Here is a 17,996-nt window from a genome sequence, read left to right as displayed (position 1 = left end):
TGGGAGGCGGGAGTCCTACTCGGCTGCCAGCGTGCGGGGCAGGTCGTGCCTCAACGCCGCTGCCGTCGGAGCGACGGTCGCGGCGAGGATGAGCACGAAACCTCCGCCGGCGATCAGCCCGAGCGTCGCGAACGACACCACGGGGAGAGGCAGGGAGAGCGCGGCGGCGATGATGAAGCCACCGAGGACTGTGGCAGCGGTGCCGAGCAGCGCGGCGGTGACGGTGTAGATCACGGCTTCCCAGAGCGCGGTGAGAGTGATCCCTTCAAATGTCGAGCCGGCGGCCTGGACGAGGGCGAACTCACGCTCGCGCGCGTGGCCGGACATGAATACGACCGCTGCCGCGGCGACGGCGGAGAGCAGGAGCGGGCCGCCGAGCAGGACCACGACGCCCTCGGGGGCCAGCTCGAATCCCTCGCTGCTGCCGGTACGCACGGCTTCGGCTGCTGCGAGTGTCGCACCGGTGGTGTAGAGGCCGCCGGCAAGGGCAATGGCAACCATGAGCGGAGCGATCGCGGCGCTGGACTGACTGAGTCGGTACCGAGCGGAGTTGCGGGCCAGGAACCACGATGCCGATGCGCTCGGAGGCAGTAGCGATGTCCACGCGCCGAGGACCAAGGGGAACACGAGCGGTCCCGCTGCGGCGAGAGCGGCCGCGATGAGTGGGGTGAGCAGGACGGCTTGGCCCGAGAACGCTGAGATCGAGGCGTCGCCGTCGAGGTTCACCGCGAGGGTGATCGTGCCGCCGAGTATGAGAGCCGTGACGATGATGCGGAACCATCCCATCCTGACTCGCGGCGGTTCGGGGTCGCGCAGCGCTTCGATCGGCGACGTGCGGCTAGCGCGCCATGCACCGCGGAGTCCGCCGAGCAGCACGACGAGCGTGATCGCCGCGACCACGACGAGCACGCTGATCGTGCCCAGTCGGAGGCTGATGCCCTGCATGTCGGACCACTCGCGGAACGACCACATGAAGAGGCTGGGAAAGACGGGGATGGCGACGAGGCAGCCGACCAGCGCGCCGATGGCGCCGACGATGCCGAGTTGGGCGAGCACGACCAGCGCGACGAGGGTCGGCCGGATGCCGACGAGCTGCCACAGCGCGTAACCGCGCTGCTGCAGGGCGACGGTCAGATTCGCGGTCGAGCTCAGCACGATCAGCGCGGTGACGGCGGTGAACAAGATGACGGCGGCGCTGGTGCTGGCGAGTCCTTCCTGGACGCGGCCACCGTGGACGCTCCCCGTTTCGATGAGGCCGGCAGCGATCGCGCCCACGGCACCGGTGGCGATGGTCACGGCCAGGACGCCGAGCCAGACGCGCGCATGCGCGGTCAGGTCCGACAGGACAAGCCGGATCACGCGGCTGCCCCGGCGAGGGTGATCGCTTCGAGCACCTGTTCCGGCGTGGGCCGGTGCAGTTCGCTGTGGATCAGGCCGTCGCGCAGCACGAGCACGCGGTCAGCGAGAGCTGCGGCTTCGAGGTCGTGGGTGACGACGATGACCGATCGGCCATCGTCTGCCGATGCGCGAAGGAGTTGCAGCACGTCGGCGCCGGTGACCGTGTCGAGCGAGCCGGTGGGTTCGTCAGCGAACACGATGTTCGGGCGCATGGCGAGCACGCGAGCAATCGCAACGCGCTGCTGCTGACCACCGGAGAGCTGTCCGGGACGATGCCCGCCACGATGGGCCAGCCCGACCTCGATGAGCGCCCGGTCGACATCCGTGCCACTGACGCGCCGCCGCGCGAGGCGGGCGGGCAAGGCGATGTTCTCCCTCGCAGTCAGGGACGGGATGAGGTTATAGGACTGGAACACGAAGCCGACATGCTTGCGACGCAGCGCGGCGAGGGCGCCACGGCCGAGGGTGCCGAGTTCACGCCCGGCCAGGCGGACAGAGCCCGAGTCGTACGGCTCGAGGCCGGAGAGGCAGTAGAGCAGGGTGGACTTGCCGGAGCCGGAAGGGCCGACGATGCTCACCATCTCCCCCGGCTGGACCTCGAGCGAGATCCCGCGCAGCACCGGCACGCGCGGCTCGTTCGCCCCAGCTGCGGGGAAGGTCATGTGGAGGTTCTCGGCACGAATGAGCGGATCGGTCACGCCCTCCATTCGATCCGGCGGTCGCGGCGAGCACGATGGAGCAGGGTGGAGAGCCGAGGTAGACCTCGCTCTACTCTTCGACAGAGGCCCGGGCCTCGGGGCTCCGGCCTCCGTAGGGTTGAGGACATGAGACCGGGAACCGTGTGGCACGCGCTGATGCGTCGGCCATGGCGATTCCTGTTCGGCCGATGGCCGTGGCTCGCGCTCGTCTACCTGCTGGCGAGCGCTGCCATCGGGTTGGCGCTGCTGCCGGTCACGATCGCGACCCTGCTGCTTCTGCCGCTCTGGGGCATCGCCATCGGTGCGCTCGAACGCCGCCGCACCCGCCTCCTCGGCTTTCCTCGCCAGGCATCCGGGCACGTTCCCCTCACGCGGGAACAGCGTCACATCTGGCTCGCTGTTCGCGTGAACGAAGGGGCGACCTGGCGGGAGACGGCCGCGCTGCTGCTCGACCTCGTGCTCGGCTGGGTCGCACTGGCCATCCTGTCCGTCCAAGGACTCTGCCTGGCCGTGTTCATCTTCGTCGGGGTCTCGGGAGCCAGCGGCCCTGCGCGCATCAACTTGTTCGCCGATGTGGGCATCATCGTGGGTCCGGACAACTGGTGGCCGGTCATCCCGATCGCCCTGCTCGCGGTGTGTCTGTTCGCCTACCTGAACGCGGCGCTCGCCACCGCGCAAGCATCGCTGCTGCGGTTGCTGTGCGGTCCCCGGCAGCGAGAACTCGCCCGCAACGTCGAACGGCTCGTCCAGTCGAGGGCCGCGCTGGTCGCGGCGTTCGAGACCGAGCGGCGGCGCATCGAACGCGACCTGCATGACGGCGTACAGCAGGAACTCGTCACCCTCGCCGCTCGGCTCGGCCTGGTCAGCCTCGAACTCGACGACCTCGCAGCGCGTGGCACCGACACCGGACCGGCCCGCGACGCGCTCGACGCCGCACAAGACCAAGCCGAGCATGCGATGGCGACATTGCGCAACACCGTCCGCGGCATCCACCCCGCCGTCCTCACCGATCACGGACTCCGCGCCGCGCTGGACGAGCTGGCCGATCGCACCCCGGTCCCACTCAGCCTCGACGTCGCAGAGTTCGGCAGGCTCCCCTCGTCCGTCGAGACGGCTACGTACTATCTCGTCACCGAGGCGATCAGCAACGCAGCCAAGCACACCGGCGCGACCCGGCTGACCGTCCGCGCACGCGTCCAAGACGACGCGCTCACGGTGACCGTGACCGACAACGGGCACGGCGGAGCCGACGAGCACGCCGGTACCGGACTGCGAGGACTGCGTGAGCGCACAGACACCCTCGGCGGCCAGTTCACCATCGTCAGTCCCGAGGGTGGACCGACGACCCTGCACATGACCCTCCCGGTCTTCACGGAGCCCAGCGAGCACCATGCGCCTGCTTCTCGCTGAGGACTCCGCGCTGTTGCGCGAAGCGCTGACCGCTCTCTTGGAACGGCTCGGCCACGCCATCGCCGCGACAGCGCAGACCGCTCCTCAACTGCTCGACGCGTTCGGGAAGCTCACCGACGCCGGCGAGCCGCCCGACCTCGTGCTCACCGATGTTCGGATGCCACCCGGCAACAGCGACGACGGGCTCCGCGCCGCCCTCGAGATCAGGACCCTGCGCCCGACCCAGCCGGTCATGGTGCTCTCGCAGTACATCGCCGACACGTACGCCCGCGAACTGCTCACCCTTCCCGAAGGTGCGATCGGCTACCTGCTCAAAGATCGCGTGAACCGCATCCGAGACTTCGCGACGGCACTGGAAACCGTCGCGTCGGGCGGAACCGTGATCGACCCGGACGTGGTGCAGCACCTGCTCCGCGGCTCCCGACCGGGACCGCTCGACAATCTGACCACGCGGGAACGAGAAGTGCTGGCGCTCATGGCGGATGGACGGTCGAATGCGGATATCGCCGGCATCCTCACTCTCACCGACGCCGCGGTGAGCAAGCACATCGGAAACATCTTCGCCAAGCTCGGCCTCGGCCCGATCGAAGAGAACCGGCGCGTCCGAGCCGTCTTGACCTACCTCCAGGCTGCGCGAACATGACACCGAGTCGGCACGACGTGATACCGGCTCGTCAACAACCTTCGGCCGGCGACACGTAGGGCCTCCCCGTTCGCGGCCGTCGAAAGCCGCATCGCAACAGTTCGACACACGAACGGGCGCGACGGGACGCGGGGATCGACAATGGGTCGCATGTCTCGCGCGCCCGAACCCGCACCGTCGCCACGCCCGGCCGTCCCGCGCTCGTTCGCGACGGCCCAGGTGCAGGCCGGCTACGATCCCGGCGTCGCCGAGAACCCCGCCGTTCCGTCGATCCATCAGTCGAACGCGTTCGAGTTCCGCTCCCTGAGCGACGCGCGCGACCTCTTCGCACTCCGCAAGGACGGCAACATCTACAGCCGCGCCGCGAACCCCACGGTGCTCGTCTTCGAGAAGCGCGTGGCCGAGCTCGAGGGCGGGATCGGCGCGGCCGGCGTGGCCTCGGGGCAGGCCGCGGTCGCAGTGGCTCTGCTCGCGCTCGCGAAGCAGGGAGAGCACATCGTCGCGTCGCGGCAGCTGTACGGCGGCACGGTCGACCTGCTGCAGGACACGTTCGCGGACTGGGGCATCGAGGTGACCTTCGTCGACCAGGACGACCTCCCGGCATGGGAGGCGGCGGTGCGCCCCACCACGCGCGCACTGTTCGCAGAGTCGATCTCGAACCCGATCGCCCAGGTTCTCGACCTCGCTGCCGTCGCGGCGATCGCGCGCCGCTCAGGCGTGCCGCTCGTGATCGACAACACCGTCGCGACGCCGTACCTGCAGCGCGCGAAGGACTTCGGTGCCGACATCGTCGTGCACTCTGCGACGAAGTTCCTCGGCGGTCACGGCACCTCCCTCGGCGGCGTCGTGGTCGACCTCGGCACGTTCGACTTCACGGCCGAGCCCGAGCGGTGGCCGCAGCTGACGCAGACCTACCGGCGAGTGCCCCACGGCAGCCTCGTCGATCGTTTCGGCGAGACCGGGTCGCCGTACATCGCGCTGGTCAAGACGAAGTACGTCCACGACCTGGGGCCCTCGCTGTCGGCGTTCAACGCCTTCCAGCTGCTGCAGGGGCTCGAGACGCTCGACCTGCGCATGGCGCGCCACACCGCGAGCGCGCTGGAGGTCGCACGGTTCCTGGCCGCGCATCCCGCCGTCGCCCGCGTGCACCACCCCGGCCTCGAGTCCAGCCCGTGGCACGGCAGCGCAGCGGCCTACCTTCCGCACGGCGCCGGCTCGGTGTTCGCGTTCGACCTCCCCTCGTCGGGCGACGCCGAGGCCGACTTCCTCCTCGTGGAGTCCTTCATCGCGCGGCTGCAGGTGATAAAGCTCGTCGCCAACATCGGCGACGCGCGCAGCCTCGTGGCGCATCCGGCCTCGATGACCCACAGCCACCTGTCGCCCGCCCAGCTCGCCGAGGCCCACATCGGCTCGACCACGGTGCGGCTGTCGATCGGCCTCGAAGACCCGCGCGACGTGGTCGACGACCTCGCGCGCGCCCTCGACCCGATCGCCGTGAGCGCGACGAACGGCGTCGGAGGACTAGCCTCGGTCACATGACCACTGGCTCCTCCCCTCGCTGGGGCATCCTGGGCCCGGGCGGCATCGCACGGGCATTCACGAGTGATCTGCGCACCGCAGGACGGGACGTCGTCGCCGTCGGCTCGCGTCGCCGCGAGAACGCCGAGGCGTTCGCAGCGGACTTCGGCATCGCGCGCGCACACGGCTCGTACGAGGACCTCGTCGGCGATCCCGACGTCGACATCGTCTACATCGCGACCCCGCACCCGATGCACGCCGCGAACGCCCTGCTCGCGCTCGAGGCGGGCAAGCACGTGCTGGTGGAGAAGCCGTTCACCCTCAACGCGGCCGAGGCTGCCGCCGTGCGCGATGCCGCCGCCGAGCGCGGACTGCTCGCGATGGAGGCCATGTGGTCGCGGTACCTGCCCCACATGGCGCGCATCCGCGAGATCGTCGCATCGGGCGTCCTGGGCGAGCTCCGCGCCGTGACGGCCGACCACACGCAGCGGATCTCGAGCGACCCCGCCCACCGCCTCAACGCGCTGGAGCTCGGAGGCGGGGCGCTGCTCGATCTCGGCATCTACCCGATCTCGTTCGCGTGGGATGTGCTGGGCGCGCCGCTGTCGGTGGTCGCGTCCGCGCGGCTGGGCGAGACGGGCGCCGACACCGAGGTGGCGACGATCATGGCGCACGAGTCCGGGGCGATCTCCACCACGCTGTCGGCATCTCGCGCTGCAGGCCCCAACACGGCTTCCGTCATCGGCACCGACGCCCGCATCGACATCGCGCGCGTCTGGTACACGCCCACCTCGTTCCGCGTCGTCGCGCACGACGGCACGGTCCTCGAGGACTACGTTTCGCAGATCGATGGCCGCGGGATGCAGTACCAGGCCCTCGCCGCCGAGCGGTTCCTGGCAGAGGGCCGGACCGACTCCGACGTGCTTCCCATCGACGAGACCGTGGCCATCATGGCGACGCTCGACGAGGTGCGCAGCCTCGTCGGCGTGCGCTACCCCGGAGAGGAGTGACATGGCCGACCTGCAGACCGCCCGCGTCGCGGTGTATCTCGACTTCGACAACATCGTGATGTCGTGGTACGACCGCGTCCACGGCAAGAACTCCTACGCCCGCGATCGTCAGAAGATCGCCGCGGACGCGGCGGAGCCCGAGATCGCCGAGCGCCTGACGGCCGCCACGATCGACGTCGGCGCGATCATCGACTACGCGACGTCCTTCGGCACGCTGGTGCTCACGCGCGCGTACGCCGACTGGTCCGCGCCGGTGAACGCCGAGTACCGCTCGCAGCTCGTCGCGCGCGCCGTCGACCTCGTGCAGCTGTTCCCGGCGGCCGCGTACGCGAAGAACGGCGCCGACATCCGTCTCGCCGTCGACGCGGTCGAAGACATGTTCCGCCTGCCCGATCTCACGCACGTCGTGATCGTGGCCGGCGACTCGGACTACGTGCCGCTCGCCCAGCGATGCAAGCGCCTGGGTCGTTTCGTCGTCGGGGTGGGGGTGGCCGGCTCGACCGCGAAGTCGCTCGCGGCGGCGTGCGACCAGTTCGACTCGTACGACGCGCTCCCGGGCGTGGCTGTTCCCACGACGGAGCGGAAGGATGCCGCGCCGCAGCGTCGGCGCGCCCGCAAGGCCGCTGCCGACCCGACCGGATCCCTCCTCGAGCGCGCCCTGCGCCTGGAGAGTGACAAGGACGACGTGGAATGGCAGCACGCGTCCGCGGTGAAGAGCCTCATCAAGCGCCTGGACCCGTCGTTCAGCGAGAAGGCGCTCGGCCACAAGAGCTTCCGCGAGTTCGTCAAGGCGCACCCCGACGTCGCCGAGGTCGACGAGTCGGGCAACATCGTGCTCATCCGCCTCGCTCCTGCGCGCCGCTGAGCCGCCGAACCGATTCGAAGCACGTCCGATCTGGGAAAACAGCCGTCCGGTACAGTGTGAGTCGTGGCACGCCGTAACGCCCCGCCGGGCTCGCAGACCTCGCTGCGCGAGGCGAATCGCGCGCGTGTCGTCGAGTCGCTCAAGCGCCACGGCCGCCTGACGCAGATCGAGCTCGCCGGCGCGACCGGCCTCTCGCCCGCGACGGTCTCGAACATCGTCAAGGAGCTCACGGCCTCGGGCCTGCTCCACACCTCGTTCACGACCTCCAGCGGCCGACGCGCCACCCTGGTGTCGCTCGCGCGGCAGCTGGGCCTCGTCGCGGGCGTCCACTACAGCTCGCGGCACCTGCACATCGCGATCGCCGACACCGCGCGCACCATCGTGACGCAGTCGTCGCTGCCGCTCCCCCTCGACCACCGCCACGATTCCGAGCTCGACCGCCTGTCGCTGCTGCTCGGCGACATGATGGAGTCGCTCGGCGGATCCCTGTCCGACCTGCTGGCGGTGGGCCTCGCACTGCCGGCGCCCATCGACCCGCGCACCGGCATGGTATCCACCCCCGGGCTGCTGCGCGGCTGGGAGGGCGTCGACGTCGCCGAGAGCCTGTCGGCGCGCATCGGGCGGCAGGTGTACGTCGACAGCGAAGCCAATCTCGGTGGGCTCGCCGAAGCTCGCGAGGGCGACGGGCGGGCGGCCGCGTCGTCGGTCTTCATCCGCGTGGGCCACACCATCAGCGCGGGGCTCGTCGTCGGTGGCGACCTCTTCCGCGGCGTCAACGGCAAGGCCGGTCAGATCGGGCATGTCACGCTCGACGAGAACGGCCCGATCTGCCGCTGCAGCAACCGCGGCTGCCTCGAGACGTACGCCGGCGGCCCCGCGCTCCTCTCGCTGTTCCCGCCGAGCGAAGGCATGCACCGCCTCGGCGACCTGCTGCATGCCGCGGAGGCGGGTGACGGCAGTGCGCGGCGAGTCATCGCCGACGCCGGGCGCCACATCGGCATCGCCGCGGCGAGCCTGTGCAACCTGTTCGACCCCGAGCTCATCGTCGTGGGCGGCGAGCTCGGCCAGGCCGGCGAGATCCTCATGGCGCCGATGCGCCACTCGCTCGAGCGGACCGCGCTCTCGTCGTCGGGCGGGCTGCCAGAGATCGTGGGCGCATCGTTCGGCGAATGGGCCGAGACGCGCGGTGCGATCGCGATCGCGCTCGACCACGTCGCGGTCGACGCGCAGCATCTTGCGGCATCATCTCTGCCCTACTCGGCGTAGGCTCGTCCGATGCCCGACACGCGACGACGACGGCCGCGGCGCCTGCCGAGCCTGCGGCGCGCCGCCGCCGCGGCATCCGTCGTCGTCCTCGCCGCGGGGGCGCTCGCCGCCTGCACCGGCGCGCCCGAGCCCGGTACGAGCTCGCAGCGCGACGACACGATCGCGCTGCTGCTGCCCGACGCGAAGACGGCACGGTACGAGACGTTCGACCGCCCGCTGTTCGAGGCGCGCGTCGCCGAGCTCGGCGACTACGAGGTGCTGTACGCCAACGCCGACCAGGACGCCGCCAAGCAGCAGCAGCAGGCGGAATCCGCCCTCGCGGCGGGCGCCGGCGTGCTCGTCATCTCGGCGGTCGACGCGACCGCCGCGGTCAGCATCGTCACCGCCGCCAACGCGAAGGGGGTGCCCGTGATCTCGTACGACCGCCTCATCGCGGGCGGCGACCTCGCCTATTACGTCTCGTTCGACAACGAGAAGGTGGGCGTGCTCCAGGCGACCGCGTTCGTCGACGCCCTGAGCGACGCGGACGACGGCAGCGGCATCCTGATGGTCAACGGCTCGCCCACCGACAGCAACGCGGCGCTGTTCAAGGAGGGTGCGCATACGGTGATCGACGACAGCGGGCTGCGCGTGCTCGCCGAGTACGACACCCCCGGCTGGAATCCCGAGAAGGCACAGGAGTGGGTGGCCGGCCAGATCCTGCAGCACGGCGACTCGGTCGCGGGCGTCTACGCCGCGAACGACGCCACGGCGGGCGGCGCGATCGCGGCGCTGAAGGCGGCGAACGTGGAGCCCTTTCCGATCGTGACGGGGCAGGATGCCGAACTCTCGGCGATCCAGCGGATCCTCACTGGAGACCAGCACATGACCGTGTACAAGGCGATCGAGCCGCAGGCGGAGCTCGCGGCCGAGGTCGCGGTGGCGCTCCTCCACGGCGAGGAGGTGACCGCGCCGATGCAGATCCAGGGCACCCCCGCGACCCTGCTCGATCCTGTCGCGGTGACGGTCGACAACATCCTGGAGACGGTCGTCGCCGACGGGTTCTGGTCGGTCGACGACATCTGCACACCGGCGTACGCCGAGGCGTGCGAGGCTGCGGGGATCGAGTGAAGTCGAGGTGAGCATGTCGATGACGCACCCGCGGTCGGGGCGGTCGCGCGAGCGCGTGCTCGTCATGCGCGGCATCGGCAAGCGGTTCGGCGCGGTGAGGGCGCTCACCGACGTCGACTTCTGGGTGCATGAGGGCGAGGTCGTGGCCCTCGTCGGCGACAACGGCGCCGGCAAGTCGACGCTCGTGAAGGTGCTCGCCGGGGTGCATCCGCCGGATGCCGGGACCATCGAGTTCGACGGCGAGCCGGTGCGCATCGAGTCTCCCGCCGACGCGCAGGAGCTCGGGATCGAGACGATCTTCCAGGACCTCGCGCTGTGCGACAACCTCGACGTCGTCGCGAACCTGTGGCTCGGGCGCGAGCTCCGCGACGGCGCGACCCTCGACGAGGTCGACATGGAGCAGCGCACCTGGACGCTGCTGCGGGAGCTCTCGGCGAAGATCCCGTCGGTGCGCGTGCCCGTCGCGTCGCTGTCAGGCGGGCAGCGGCAGACCGTCGCGATCGCGCGTTCGCTCATCGGCGACCCCCGCATCGTGATCCTCGACGAGCCGACCGCGGCGCTCGGCGTCGCCCAGACCGCCGAGGTGCTCAACCTCATCGAGCGGCTCCGCGAGCGCGGACACGGCGTGATCCTCATCAGCCACAACATGGCCGACGTGATGGCCGTCGCCGACCGCGCGGTGGTGCTGCGCCTGGGCCGCAACAACGGCGAGTACAACATCGCCGACATCACCAGCGAGACGCTGATCGCGGCGATCACGGGCGCCGTCGACCACTCCGCGCTCCGGCGGGTCGAGCCGTCCGCGCCCGAGCCCACGCCGGTGACCGACGACGAGGACGCCTTCGCTCCCGACGCGGACGAGCCGGGCGGGAAGGTGATCCGGATGCCGAGCACGCGATCGCGGCGCGGGCCCGAGGGCCGCGGGAACCCTCCTGGGCCCGATCGCGGAGACGGGCCGCGATGAGCGCCCGCAGCGACGGCCGCGTCGCCGGAGACGCGATGCCCGACGACGCCGGCCGGCTCAACGCGCAGGGCCTGCGCGAGCGGCTCTCGTCGTTCCTGTCGCGGATCCGCGGCGGCGATCTGGGCGCCGTGCCCGTCGTGGTCGGCATCGTCGTGATCTGGACCGTGTTCCAGCTGCTGAACCCGGTGTTCCTCTCGAGCGAGAACCTCAGCAACCTCACGATGCAGTGCGCGGCCATCGGCACGATCGCGCTCGGCGTGGTGCTCGTGCTGCTCATCGGCGAGATCGACCTGTCGGTGGGCTCGGTGTCGGGGCTCGCGGCCGCTGTGCTCGCCGTGACGTTCATGCAGCTGCAGTGGCCGCTCGTGCTGGCCATCGTCGCGGCGATGGCGGCCGGGTGCCTCGTCGGTCTGCTGTACGGCTACCTGTTCACCCGCTTCGGGCTGCCGAGCTTCGTGATCACCCTCGCGGGACTCCTCGGCTTCCTCGGGCTGCAGCTGTGGGTGCTGGGCGAGACGGGGTCGATCGCGTTCCCGTTCGACGCGTGGATCGTGCAGTTCGCGCAGCAGATGTTCCTGCCGGCGTGGGCGTCGTACGTCGTCGCCGTGTTCGCGGCGAGCGCGTTCGCACTCACCCTCGTGCGCCGCGCACGTCGCCGGGCCGCGGCCAACCTCGTCAGCCAGGGGTATGCCGAGATCGCGGTGCGCACTGCGGTGCTCCTCGTGTTCCTCCTCGTGGCGTCGTGGTACCTCAACCTGTACCGCGGCGTCGGAGTGATGTTCGTGCTGTTCCTCGTGCTCGTCGTCGCGATGAACTTCGCGCTCACGCGCACGCGGTGGGGGCGCTCGGTGTACGCCGTCGGCGGGTCAGTCGAGGCGGCCAGGCGCGCCGGCATCCGCGTCGACCGCATCTACCTCTCGGTGTTCGCGATGTGCTCGACCCTCGCCGCGCTCGGCGGCATCCTCGCCGCCGCGCGCCTCGGCTCCGCGAATCAGAGCTCGGGCACCGGCGATGTGAACCTCAACGCCATCGCCGCGGCCGTCATCGGCGGGACGAGCCTGTTCGGAGGCCGCGGATCGGCGTACTCGGCGCTCATCGGCATCGTGGTGATCCAGTCCATCTCGTCGGGGCTGACCCTGCTGACCCTGGACTCGTCGGTGCAGTTCATGGTGACCGGAGTCGTGCTGGTGCTCGCCGTGATCGTGGACTCGATCTCGCGGCGCACGCGCGCCGCGAGCGGTCGCGCCTGAGCGCTCTGCCTTCACTGCCCAAACACGAACGTCACTCGCAATCCCGATCACCCCTCAGAGGCCGCCATTCTGCACGATACTCGGCAGGTATTTGCGCATTCCGCTCATTGCAAGCGGCAGTTCCTCAGCTATCCCCGGCGTTGCCAAAGCGTTACGTTCAAGACTTGACGCCAAGAACCGATGTCGTCAGGATCGCATTCAGCGCGATGTGCGCCGGGGATCGTCCTGGGGCTCGCACATTTCAATGACGAAAGGCGAAAGATGAAGAAGTCTTCTCTGCTCGCCGTGGCCGCCCTCGCGGGCGCCGCTGCGGTGATGCTCGCCGGCTGTGCCGGCGGAACCGGCAACACGCCGACGGACGGCGGCGACGGTGGCGGCGATGCTGCAGGCCGGGCCTGCGTGATCCTGCCCGACGCGGCGTCCTCGCCGCGCTGGGAGAACTTCGACCGCAAGTACCTGGAGGAGGGTCTGGAGGCCGCCGGCTTCGAGACCGACATCCAGAACGCGCAGGGCGACGTCAACAAGTACTCGACCATCGCCGACCAGCAGCTCACGCAGGGCTGCGGCGTCATGCTGCTCGTCGACTACCAGGGCGCGGCCGAGGCCGTGGCCGCCAAGGCCAAGGGCGAAGGCATCCCGGTCATCGCGTACGACCGCCCGTTCGCCGGCGCCGACTACTACGTGTCGTTCGACAACGTCGAGGTCGGCCGCCTGCAGGGCCAGACCGTGCTGAACGGCCTCGAGGCCGCAGGCAAGGACCCGGCGACCGCGGTCGTCGTGTACATCGGCGGCGACCCGACCGACGGCAACGCCGCAATGTTCCACGACGGCGCCGACGAGGTGCTGTCCGAGGCGGGCGTCGTGCCCGCGGCGGAGCCCCCGGGGGCGTGGGACCAGGCCAAGTCGCAGACCAACTTCGAGCAGGCGCTGACCTCGCTCGGCGGCAAGGTCGACGGCGTGTGGGCCGCGAACGACACCAACGCCGCGGGCGTCATCAAGGTGCTGCAGGACAACAACCTGACCGGCGTCGCCGTGTCGGGCCAGGACGCGAACGTCGCGGGCCTGCAGAACATCCTGCTCGGCTGGCAGACCGCCACGGTCTACAAGCCGGTCGCCGACGAGGCCGCCGCCGCGGTCGAGACCGCGATCGCGCTCCTGAGCGGCGAAGACGTGGAGACGGATGCCGAGCTCGAGGACGGCACGCCGTACATCCAGGTCACGCCGGTCCTGGTCGGGCCGGAGCAGGTCAAGGACGTCGTCGCCGCCGGCGACGCGTCGTACGACGACGTCTGCACGCCCGACGTGATGGCCGCTTGCGAACAGTACGGAGTCACCGAGTAACGTTCGGTTCACAGCCGCGAGGGCGTCGCGTCGTCGAAGGCGCGACGCCCTCGTGGCGCAACCGGCACATCGCAGGGAAGCGAGCATGTCAGACATCACCATGGCCCCAGAAACCGCGCTCGGCGCGGAGCCGATCATCCAGCTGGTCGGAGTCAAGAAGTCCTTCGGCCCGGTCAGCGTCCTCAAGGGCGTCGACCTCAAGGTCCACCCGGGCCGCGTCACCGCGCTCGTGGGCGACAACGGCGCCGGAAAGTCCACACTCATCAAGGGTCTCGCGGGCGTGCAGCCCTACGACGAGGGCGAAGTCCTCATCGACGGCGAGCACCGCGATCTGCACGCGCCGCGCGACGCGTCGAGCCTCGGCATCGAGGTCGTCTACCAGGACCTCGCACTGTGCGACAACCTCGACATCGTCCAGAACATGTTCCTCGGCCGCGAGGAGCTCTCGGCCGGTACGTTCGACGAGGGCCGCATGGAGAAGGACGCGTCCGACACCCTCCGCTCGCTGTCGGTGCGCACCGTCAAGTCGGTGCGCCAGAAGGTCTCGAGCCTGTCGGGCGGCCAGCGTCAGACCGTCGCGATCGCCCGCGCCGTGCTCAAGAAGGCGCGCGTGGTGATCCTCGACGAGCCGACCGCGGCGCTCGGTGTCGCGCAGACCGAGCAGGTGCTGAACCTGGTCAAGCGGCTGTCCGAGCAGGGCGTCGCGGTCATCCTCATCAGTCACAACCTCGCCGACGTGTTCGAGGTCGCCGACGACATCGCCGTGCTGTACCTCGGCCAGATGGTCGCGCAGATCCCGACGAGCGAGACGACCCGCGACGACGTCGTGGGCTACATCACCGGCACCAAGACACTCGGCGGCGTCGAGATCATGAGCACCGAGACGATTCGCACCGAAGGAGGCGCGGAATGAGCACCGACGCGACCCGGACGGAGGCCGCGCCCGACCCCTTCGCCAGCGACCTCATCGGCAGCGGGGTCGAGGGCGGGCTCGGCGACCAGGTTCAGGCGTGGTGGCAGCGCGTGCGCGGCGGCGACATGGGGGCGCTCCCGGCCGTCGGCGGACTCGTGGTGCTCGGCATCCTGTTCTCGATCCTGAGCCCCTTCTTCCTCACCGAGCGCAACTTCGCGAACCTGCTCAACCAGGCTGCGACGCTCGTCGTGCTCGGCATGGCGCTCGTCTTCGTGCTGCTGCTCGGCGAGATCGACCTGTCAGCCGGCGTCACGGGCGGCGTGGGCATGGCGCTCTTCGTCGTGCTCAACGCGCAGTTCGGCATCCCGTGGCCGCTGGCGCTCCTCATCGGCTTCGGCTTCGGGTTCCTCACCGGCGCGCTCATAGGCTTCTTCGTCGCGAGGGTCGGGATTCCCTCGTTCGTCGTGACGCTGGGTCTCTTCCTCGGATTCCAGGGACTCGCGCTCGTGATCATCGGCCCCGGCGGGCTGTTCCGCCTCCAGGTGCCCGAGCTCATCGCGCTGCAGAACGGCAACCTCCCGGTGTGGGGCGGCTGGGCGATGCTCGCGATCATGCTGATCGTCTCGGCGGCGACGTCGTTCTGGGACCGAGCCCGGCGCACGCGCGCCGGGGTCCCGAACCGCGCGATCTCGCTGGTGTGGATCAAGCTCGCCGCGATCGCCGTGATCGGCGGCGTGGTGGTGTACGTCCTGAACCAGAACCGCGGCCAGTCGGTCGTCGAGGTCGCGGGCGTGCCGATCGTGGTTCCAGTGGTGCTCGTGATCCTGTGGATCGGCACGTTCGTGCTCGACCGCACGAAGTTCGGGCGGTACATCTACGCGATCGGCGGCAACGCCGAGGCGGCAAGGCGCTCGGGCGTCAAGGTGCGCTGGATCAAGTGGTGGGCGTTCGTCATCTGCTCGAGCCTCGCGGTCTTCTCGGCGCTGCTGAGCGTCGCGCGCGTCGGCTCGGTCGACGCCACGGTCGGCCGCGACATCGTGCTGTCGGGCGTGGCCGCGGCGGTCGTCGGCGGCGTGAGCCTCTTCGGCGGGCGCGGGCGCCTCATGCACGCCGCGATCGGCGCCCTCGTGATCGCGGTCATCACGAACGGCCTCGGTCTGCTCAACCTGCCTGCGGGCATCAACCTGCTCGTCACGGGCGGCGTGCTGATCCTCGCCGCGACCGTCGACGCCCTGTCGCGGCTGCGGTCCGGCGGCGGCAGGACGTAGCGGCGCCTGCCGCGCCGACACGTGAGAGCGCCGGGTGGCTCATCCGCCCGGCGCTCTCACGTGCGCGCGGAGACCACCTCCTCGACCCACGCGGGGACGAGCGCGGTCGCCGGGCCGGTGCGGGCGTCGTCGAAGGGGATCAGCGCGTCGCTGGGCTCGAGGTTCAGCTCCACCGTGCGGGCGCCGAAGACCGAGGCGAGCGCCGCGTAGCCCGCGGCTGGATACACCGCACCCGACGTGCCGATCGATACGAACACGTCGCACGCGACCACCGCCTGCTCGATGCGGTCGAGACCATACGGCATCTCGCCGAACCACACCACATCGGGGCGCAGCATCCGCTCGCCGCATTCGGGGCAGGGCGGCCGGTGGATCAGATCGCCCTCCCACTCGGGCCGCGCTCCGCACGCTGCGCACAGCGCGCGGCGCAGTTCGCCGTGCATGTGCACCAGGTTGCGCGTGCCGGCCCGCTCGTGCAGATCGTCGATGTTCTGCGTCACGACGAGCAGGTCGTCGCCGATCGCACCCTCGAGCCGCGCCAGGGCTCGGTGCGCCGCGTTCGGTGACGCCGATGCGACCGCGCGGCGCCGCACGTCGTAGAAGGCGAGCACCGTGTCGGGGTCGGCCTCGTACGCGTCAGGCGTGGCGACGTCTTCGACGCGATGCCCCTCCCACAGCCCGTCGGCTCCGCGGAACGTCGGCACCCCGCTCTCGGCCGAGATCCCGGCGCCGGTGAGCACGACGATGCGCGTCATCGCAGCAGCGTCCGCAGCGATTCGATCGTGTCGGTCTCGTCCGGGCGCTTGTCGGGGCGGTAGCCCTTCACGCGCGCGAAGCGCAGGGCGACGCCACCGGGATACCGCGTCGAGCGCTGCACGCCGTCGATCGCGATCTCGACCACGGTCTCGGGCCGGACGTGCACGGCGTACGACGTGCGGTGCGTCTCGATCGTCGGGAAGTGCTCGGTCTGCCATCGCAGCGTGGCGTCGGTCAGGCCCTTGAACGTCTTGCCCACCATGACGAAACCGCCCGGCTCGCCGAAGGCGCCATCGGGGTCGCGCGCGCCGAGGTGCAGGTTCGAGAGCAGGCCGGTGCGTCGTCCCGAGCCCCACTCGACGGCGAGCACGACCAGATCGAACGTGAGCACGGGCTTGACCTTGAGCCAGCTCTTGCCACGGCGACCGGCGGCGTACGGCGAGTCGATCGCCTTCACCATGACGCCCTCGTGTCCGGCGGCGAGCGCGGCGCGCGAGAACTCCTCCGCTGCCGCGGCGTCCGCGGTCACGATGCCGGGCATCCGCGCATCGCCCGCGACCCGTTGGAGCAGGTCGAGCCGCGTCGACAGCGGTTCGTCGATGAGGTCTCGGCCGTCGAGGTGCAGGATGTCGAAGAACCACGGCCGCAGCACGGCTGCCGTGACGTCGCCGTCTGCGATGAGCGACCCGAAGCGCGCCATGGTGTCTTGGAAGGGGCGCGGACCGCCGTCCTCGTCGAGCGAGAGCGTCTCGCCGTCGAGGATCACTCGCTCGGCCGCCAGGGCGCGCGTCGCCTCGACGATCTCGGGCACGCGATGCGTGATGTCGGCGAGGCTGCGCGTGAACACGCGCACGTCGTGACCGGCGCGATGCACCTGGATACGCGCACCGTCGAGCTTGTATTCGACGGATGCCGCTCCCCCGAGCGTCTGGAGCGCCTCGGTTGTCGACGCCGCGGTCGAGGCGAGCATCGGCAGCACGCCACGGCCCACCTCCAGCCCGATCGCGGCCAGCTCGTCCGCAGAGCCGGTGAGGGCGACGAGGGCGGTGGCGCCGAGATCGCCCGAGAGCATCGCCGCGCGTCGCACCGTCGCAGCATCCCGTTGCGACGCCTTCGCGATCGCATCGAGGAGCAGGCCTTCGAGGGCTCCGGTGCGCAGCTCGCCGAGCATGACGCGGGCGAGGAAGTCCCACTCGGCCTCCGTCGCGGCTCGGGCGAGCGCCTCGAGCTCGCCCGTTCGGGCGAGCACCGACCCGGGCCCGTCGGCCACCGCGAGCCGGCTGAGCGCCGCGTCGACGTCCGACACGGTGAGCGTCGGCTCCGCCGCGTGCGCGACCTCGAGCCTGGTGAGACTGCGCCACCCCACCCCGAGCCGCCCCTGCCGGGGGGTGGCGGTGAGGAAGCCGATCGCAGGCGCCACCTCGTCGGGTCCGAGCTCGCGCAGTGCGGCGGCGAGCGCGGCGACCTTGGCCAGCCGCGACGACGTCGAGGCCACGGCATCCGTCGCCGTCACGAGATCCTGCAGCAGCATCCCCGCATTCTCGCACCGGCCGGCGACAGTGTCAGGGCCGACCGGTTCGCCTCCC

General features: G+C 70.5%; 16 protein-coding genes. 12 read left to right on the top strand and 4 right to left on the bottom strand.

Annotated elements, in window-relative coordinates:
• Positions 1 to 15 precede the first annotated feature (15 nt).
• Positions 16 to 1,359 (bottom strand): FtsX-like permease family protein, encoded by a 1,344-nt coding sequence (locus AC3ANN_RS05995; protein WP_488340078.1) that lies wholly within the window; start codon positions 1,357 to 1,359, stop codon positions 16 to 18.
• A complete protein-coding gene (locus AC3ANN_RS05990; protein WP_488340077.1) occupies positions 1,356 to 2,105 on the bottom strand; it encodes an ABC transporter ATP-binding protein in 750 nt (249 codons plus the stop codon). Before AC3ANN_RS05990 ends, AC3ANN_RS05995 begins: the two co-directional genes overlap by 4 nt.
• A gap of 117 nt (positions 2,106 to 2,222) precedes the next feature.
• Between AC3ANN_RS05990 and AC3ANN_RS05985 the strand changes: the two genes are divergently transcribed.
• The 12 genes from AC3ANN_RS05985 (at position 2,223) to AC3ANN_RS05930 (ending at position 15,654) form a co-directional block, all read left to right on the top strand.
• Complete coding sequence (locus AC3ANN_RS05985) at positions 2,223 to 3,506, top strand: sensor histidine kinase (RefSeq protein WP_488340076.1); 1,284 nt, start codon at positions 2,223 to 2,225, stop codon at positions 3,504 to 3,506.
• Positions 3,487 to 4,149, top strand: coding sequence for a response regulator (locus tag AC3ANN_RS05980; RefSeq protein WP_488340075.1), 663 nt, complete (start codon positions 3,487 to 3,489; stop codon positions 4,147 to 4,149). Before AC3ANN_RS05985 ends, AC3ANN_RS05980 begins: the two co-directional genes overlap by 20 nt.
• A gap of 150 nt (positions 4,150 to 4,299) precedes the next feature.
• Positions 4,300 to 5,688: an O-acetylhomoserine aminocarboxypropyltransferase/cysteine synthase family protein gene (locus AC3ANN_RS05975; protein WP_488340074.1), complete on the top strand. Its 1,389-nt coding sequence runs from the start codon at positions 4,300 to 4,302 to the stop codon at positions 5,686 to 5,688.
• Positions 5,685 to 6,677, top strand: a complete 993-nt coding sequence (locus AC3ANN_RS05970) for a Gfo/Idh/MocA family protein (protein ID WP_488340073.1) — start codon at positions 5,685 to 5,687, stop codon at positions 6,675 to 6,677. The genes AC3ANN_RS05975 and AC3ANN_RS05970 overlap by 4 nt, the downstream gene beginning before the upstream one ends.
• Position 6,678: 1 nt before the next feature.
• A complete protein-coding gene (locus AC3ANN_RS05965) occupies positions 6,679 to 7,542 on the top strand; it encodes an NYN domain-containing protein (RefSeq protein ID WP_488340072.1) in 864 nt (287 codons plus the stop codon).
• A 63-nt stretch (positions 7,543 to 7,605) separates the two neighbouring features.
• Positions 7,606 to 8,808, top strand: coding sequence for an ROK family transcriptional regulator (locus AC3ANN_RS05960; protein WP_488340071.1), 1,203 nt, complete (start codon positions 7,606 to 7,608; stop codon positions 8,806 to 8,808).
• Positions 8,809 to 8,817: 9 nt separating this feature from the next.
• The gene (locus AC3ANN_RS05955) at positions 8,818 to 9,918 is read left to right on the top strand and encodes a sugar ABC transporter substrate-binding protein (RefSeq protein ID WP_488340070.1); all 1,101 of its coding nucleotides are present in this window, start codon (positions 8,818 to 8,820) and stop codon (positions 9,916 to 9,918) included.
• Positions 9,919 to 9,931: 13 nt separating this feature from the next.
• Positions 9,932 to 10,882, top strand: a complete 951-nt coding sequence (locus tag AC3ANN_RS05950; RefSeq protein ID WP_488340069.1) for an ATP-binding cassette domain-containing protein — start codon at positions 9,932 to 9,934, stop codon at positions 10,880 to 10,882.
• Between the two features lie 35 nt (positions 10,883 to 10,917).
• On the top strand, positions 10,918 to 12,132 hold the full coding sequence (locus AC3ANN_RS05945) for a sugar ABC transporter permease (RefSeq protein ID WP_488340784.1): 1,215 nt from the start codon (positions 10,918 to 10,920) through the stop codon (positions 12,130 to 12,132).
• A gap of 261 nt (positions 12,133 to 12,393) precedes the next feature.
• Positions 12,394 to 13,473 (top strand): sugar ABC transporter substrate-binding protein, encoded by a 1,080-nt coding sequence (locus AC3ANN_RS05940; protein WP_488340068.1) that lies wholly within the window; start codon positions 12,394 to 12,396, stop codon positions 13,471 to 13,473.
• 85 nt (positions 13,474 to 13,558) lie between these two features.
• Positions 13,559 to 14,386, top strand: a complete 828-nt coding sequence (locus AC3ANN_RS05935) for an ATP-binding cassette domain-containing protein (protein WP_488340067.1) — start codon at positions 13,559 to 13,561, stop codon at positions 14,384 to 14,386.
• A complete protein-coding gene (locus AC3ANN_RS05930) occupies positions 14,383 to 15,654 on the top strand; it encodes a sugar ABC transporter permease (RefSeq protein ID WP_488340066.1) in 1,272 nt (423 codons plus the stop codon). Before AC3ANN_RS05935 ends, AC3ANN_RS05930 begins: the two co-directional genes overlap by 4 nt.
• 56 nt (positions 15,655 to 15,710) lie before the next feature.
• Here AC3ANN_RS05930 and AC3ANN_RS05925 read toward each other — a convergent pair whose 3' ends face one another.
• Together AC3ANN_RS05925 and AC3ANN_RS05920 are read right to left on the bottom strand one after the other, a co-directional pair.
• A complete protein-coding gene (locus tag AC3ANN_RS05925) occupies positions 15,711 to 16,409 on the bottom strand; it encodes an NAD-dependent deacylase (protein WP_488340065.1) in 699 nt (232 codons plus the stop codon).
• On the bottom strand, positions 16,406 to 17,941 hold the full coding sequence (locus AC3ANN_RS05920) for an ATP-dependent DNA ligase (protein ID WP_488340064.1): 1,536 nt from the start codon (positions 17,939 to 17,941) through the stop codon (positions 16,406 to 16,408). Before AC3ANN_RS05920 ends, AC3ANN_RS05925 begins: the two co-directional genes overlap by 4 nt.
• Positions 17,942 to 17,996 lie beyond the last annotated feature (55 nt).

Source organism: Microbacterium sp. STRO-2N (assembly GCF_057747775.1).
This window is presented reverse-complemented; position numbering and strand designations above follow the sequence as displayed.

Coding starts and splice junctions, on each gene's coding strand:
- AC3ANN_RS05940 (WP_488340068.1), top strand. CDS start 12,394: ATGAAGAAGTCTTCTCTGCTCGCCGTGGCCGCCCTCGCGGGCGCCGCT.
- AC3ANN_RS05975 (WP_488340074.1), top strand. CDS start 4,300: ATGTCTCGCGCGCCCGAACCCGCACCGTCGCCACGCCCGGCCGTCCCG.
- AC3ANN_RS05955 (WP_488340070.1), top strand. CDS start 8,818: ATGCCCGACACGCGACGACGACGGCCGCGGCGCCTGCCGAGCCTGCGG.
- AC3ANN_RS05930 (WP_488340066.1), top strand. CDS start 14,383: ATGAGCACCGACGCGACCCGGACGGAGGCCGCGCCCGACCCCTTCGCC.
- AC3ANN_RS05970 (WP_488340073.1), top strand. CDS start 5,685: ATGACCACTGGCTCCTCCCCTCGCTGGGGCATCCTGGGCCCGGGCGGC.
- AC3ANN_RS05985 (WP_488340076.1), top strand. CDS start 2,223: ATGAGACCGGGAACCGTGTGGCACGCGCTGATGCGTCGGCCATGGCGA.
- AC3ANN_RS05920 (WP_488340064.1), bottom strand. CDS start 17,941: ATGCTGCTGCAGGATCTCGTGACGGCGACGGATGCCGTGGCCTCGACG.
- AC3ANN_RS05950 (WP_488340069.1), top strand. CDS start 9,932: ATGTCGATGACGCACCCGCGGTCGGGGCGGTCGCGCGAGCGCGTGCTC.
- AC3ANN_RS05965 (WP_488340072.1), top strand. CDS start 6,679: ATGGCCGACCTGCAGACCGCCCGCGTCGCGGTGTATCTCGACTTCGAC.
- AC3ANN_RS05990 (WP_488340077.1), bottom strand. CDS start 2,105: ATGGAGGGCGTGACCGATCCGCTCATTCGTGCCGAGAACCTCCACATG.
- AC3ANN_RS05945 (WP_488340784.1), top strand. CDS start 10,918: ATGCCCGACGACGCCGGCCGGCTCAACGCGCAGGGCCTGCGCGAGCGG.
- AC3ANN_RS05925 (WP_488340065.1), bottom strand. CDS start 16,409: ATGACGCGCATCGTCGTGCTCACCGGCGCCGGGATCTCGGCCGAGAGC.
- AC3ANN_RS05980 (WP_488340075.1), top strand. CDS start 3,487: ATGCGCCTGCTTCTCGCTGAGGACTCCGCGCTGTTGCGCGAAGCGCTG.
- AC3ANN_RS05935 (WP_488340067.1), top strand. CDS start 13,559: ATGTCAGACATCACCATGGCCCCAGAAACCGCGCTCGGCGCGGAGCCG.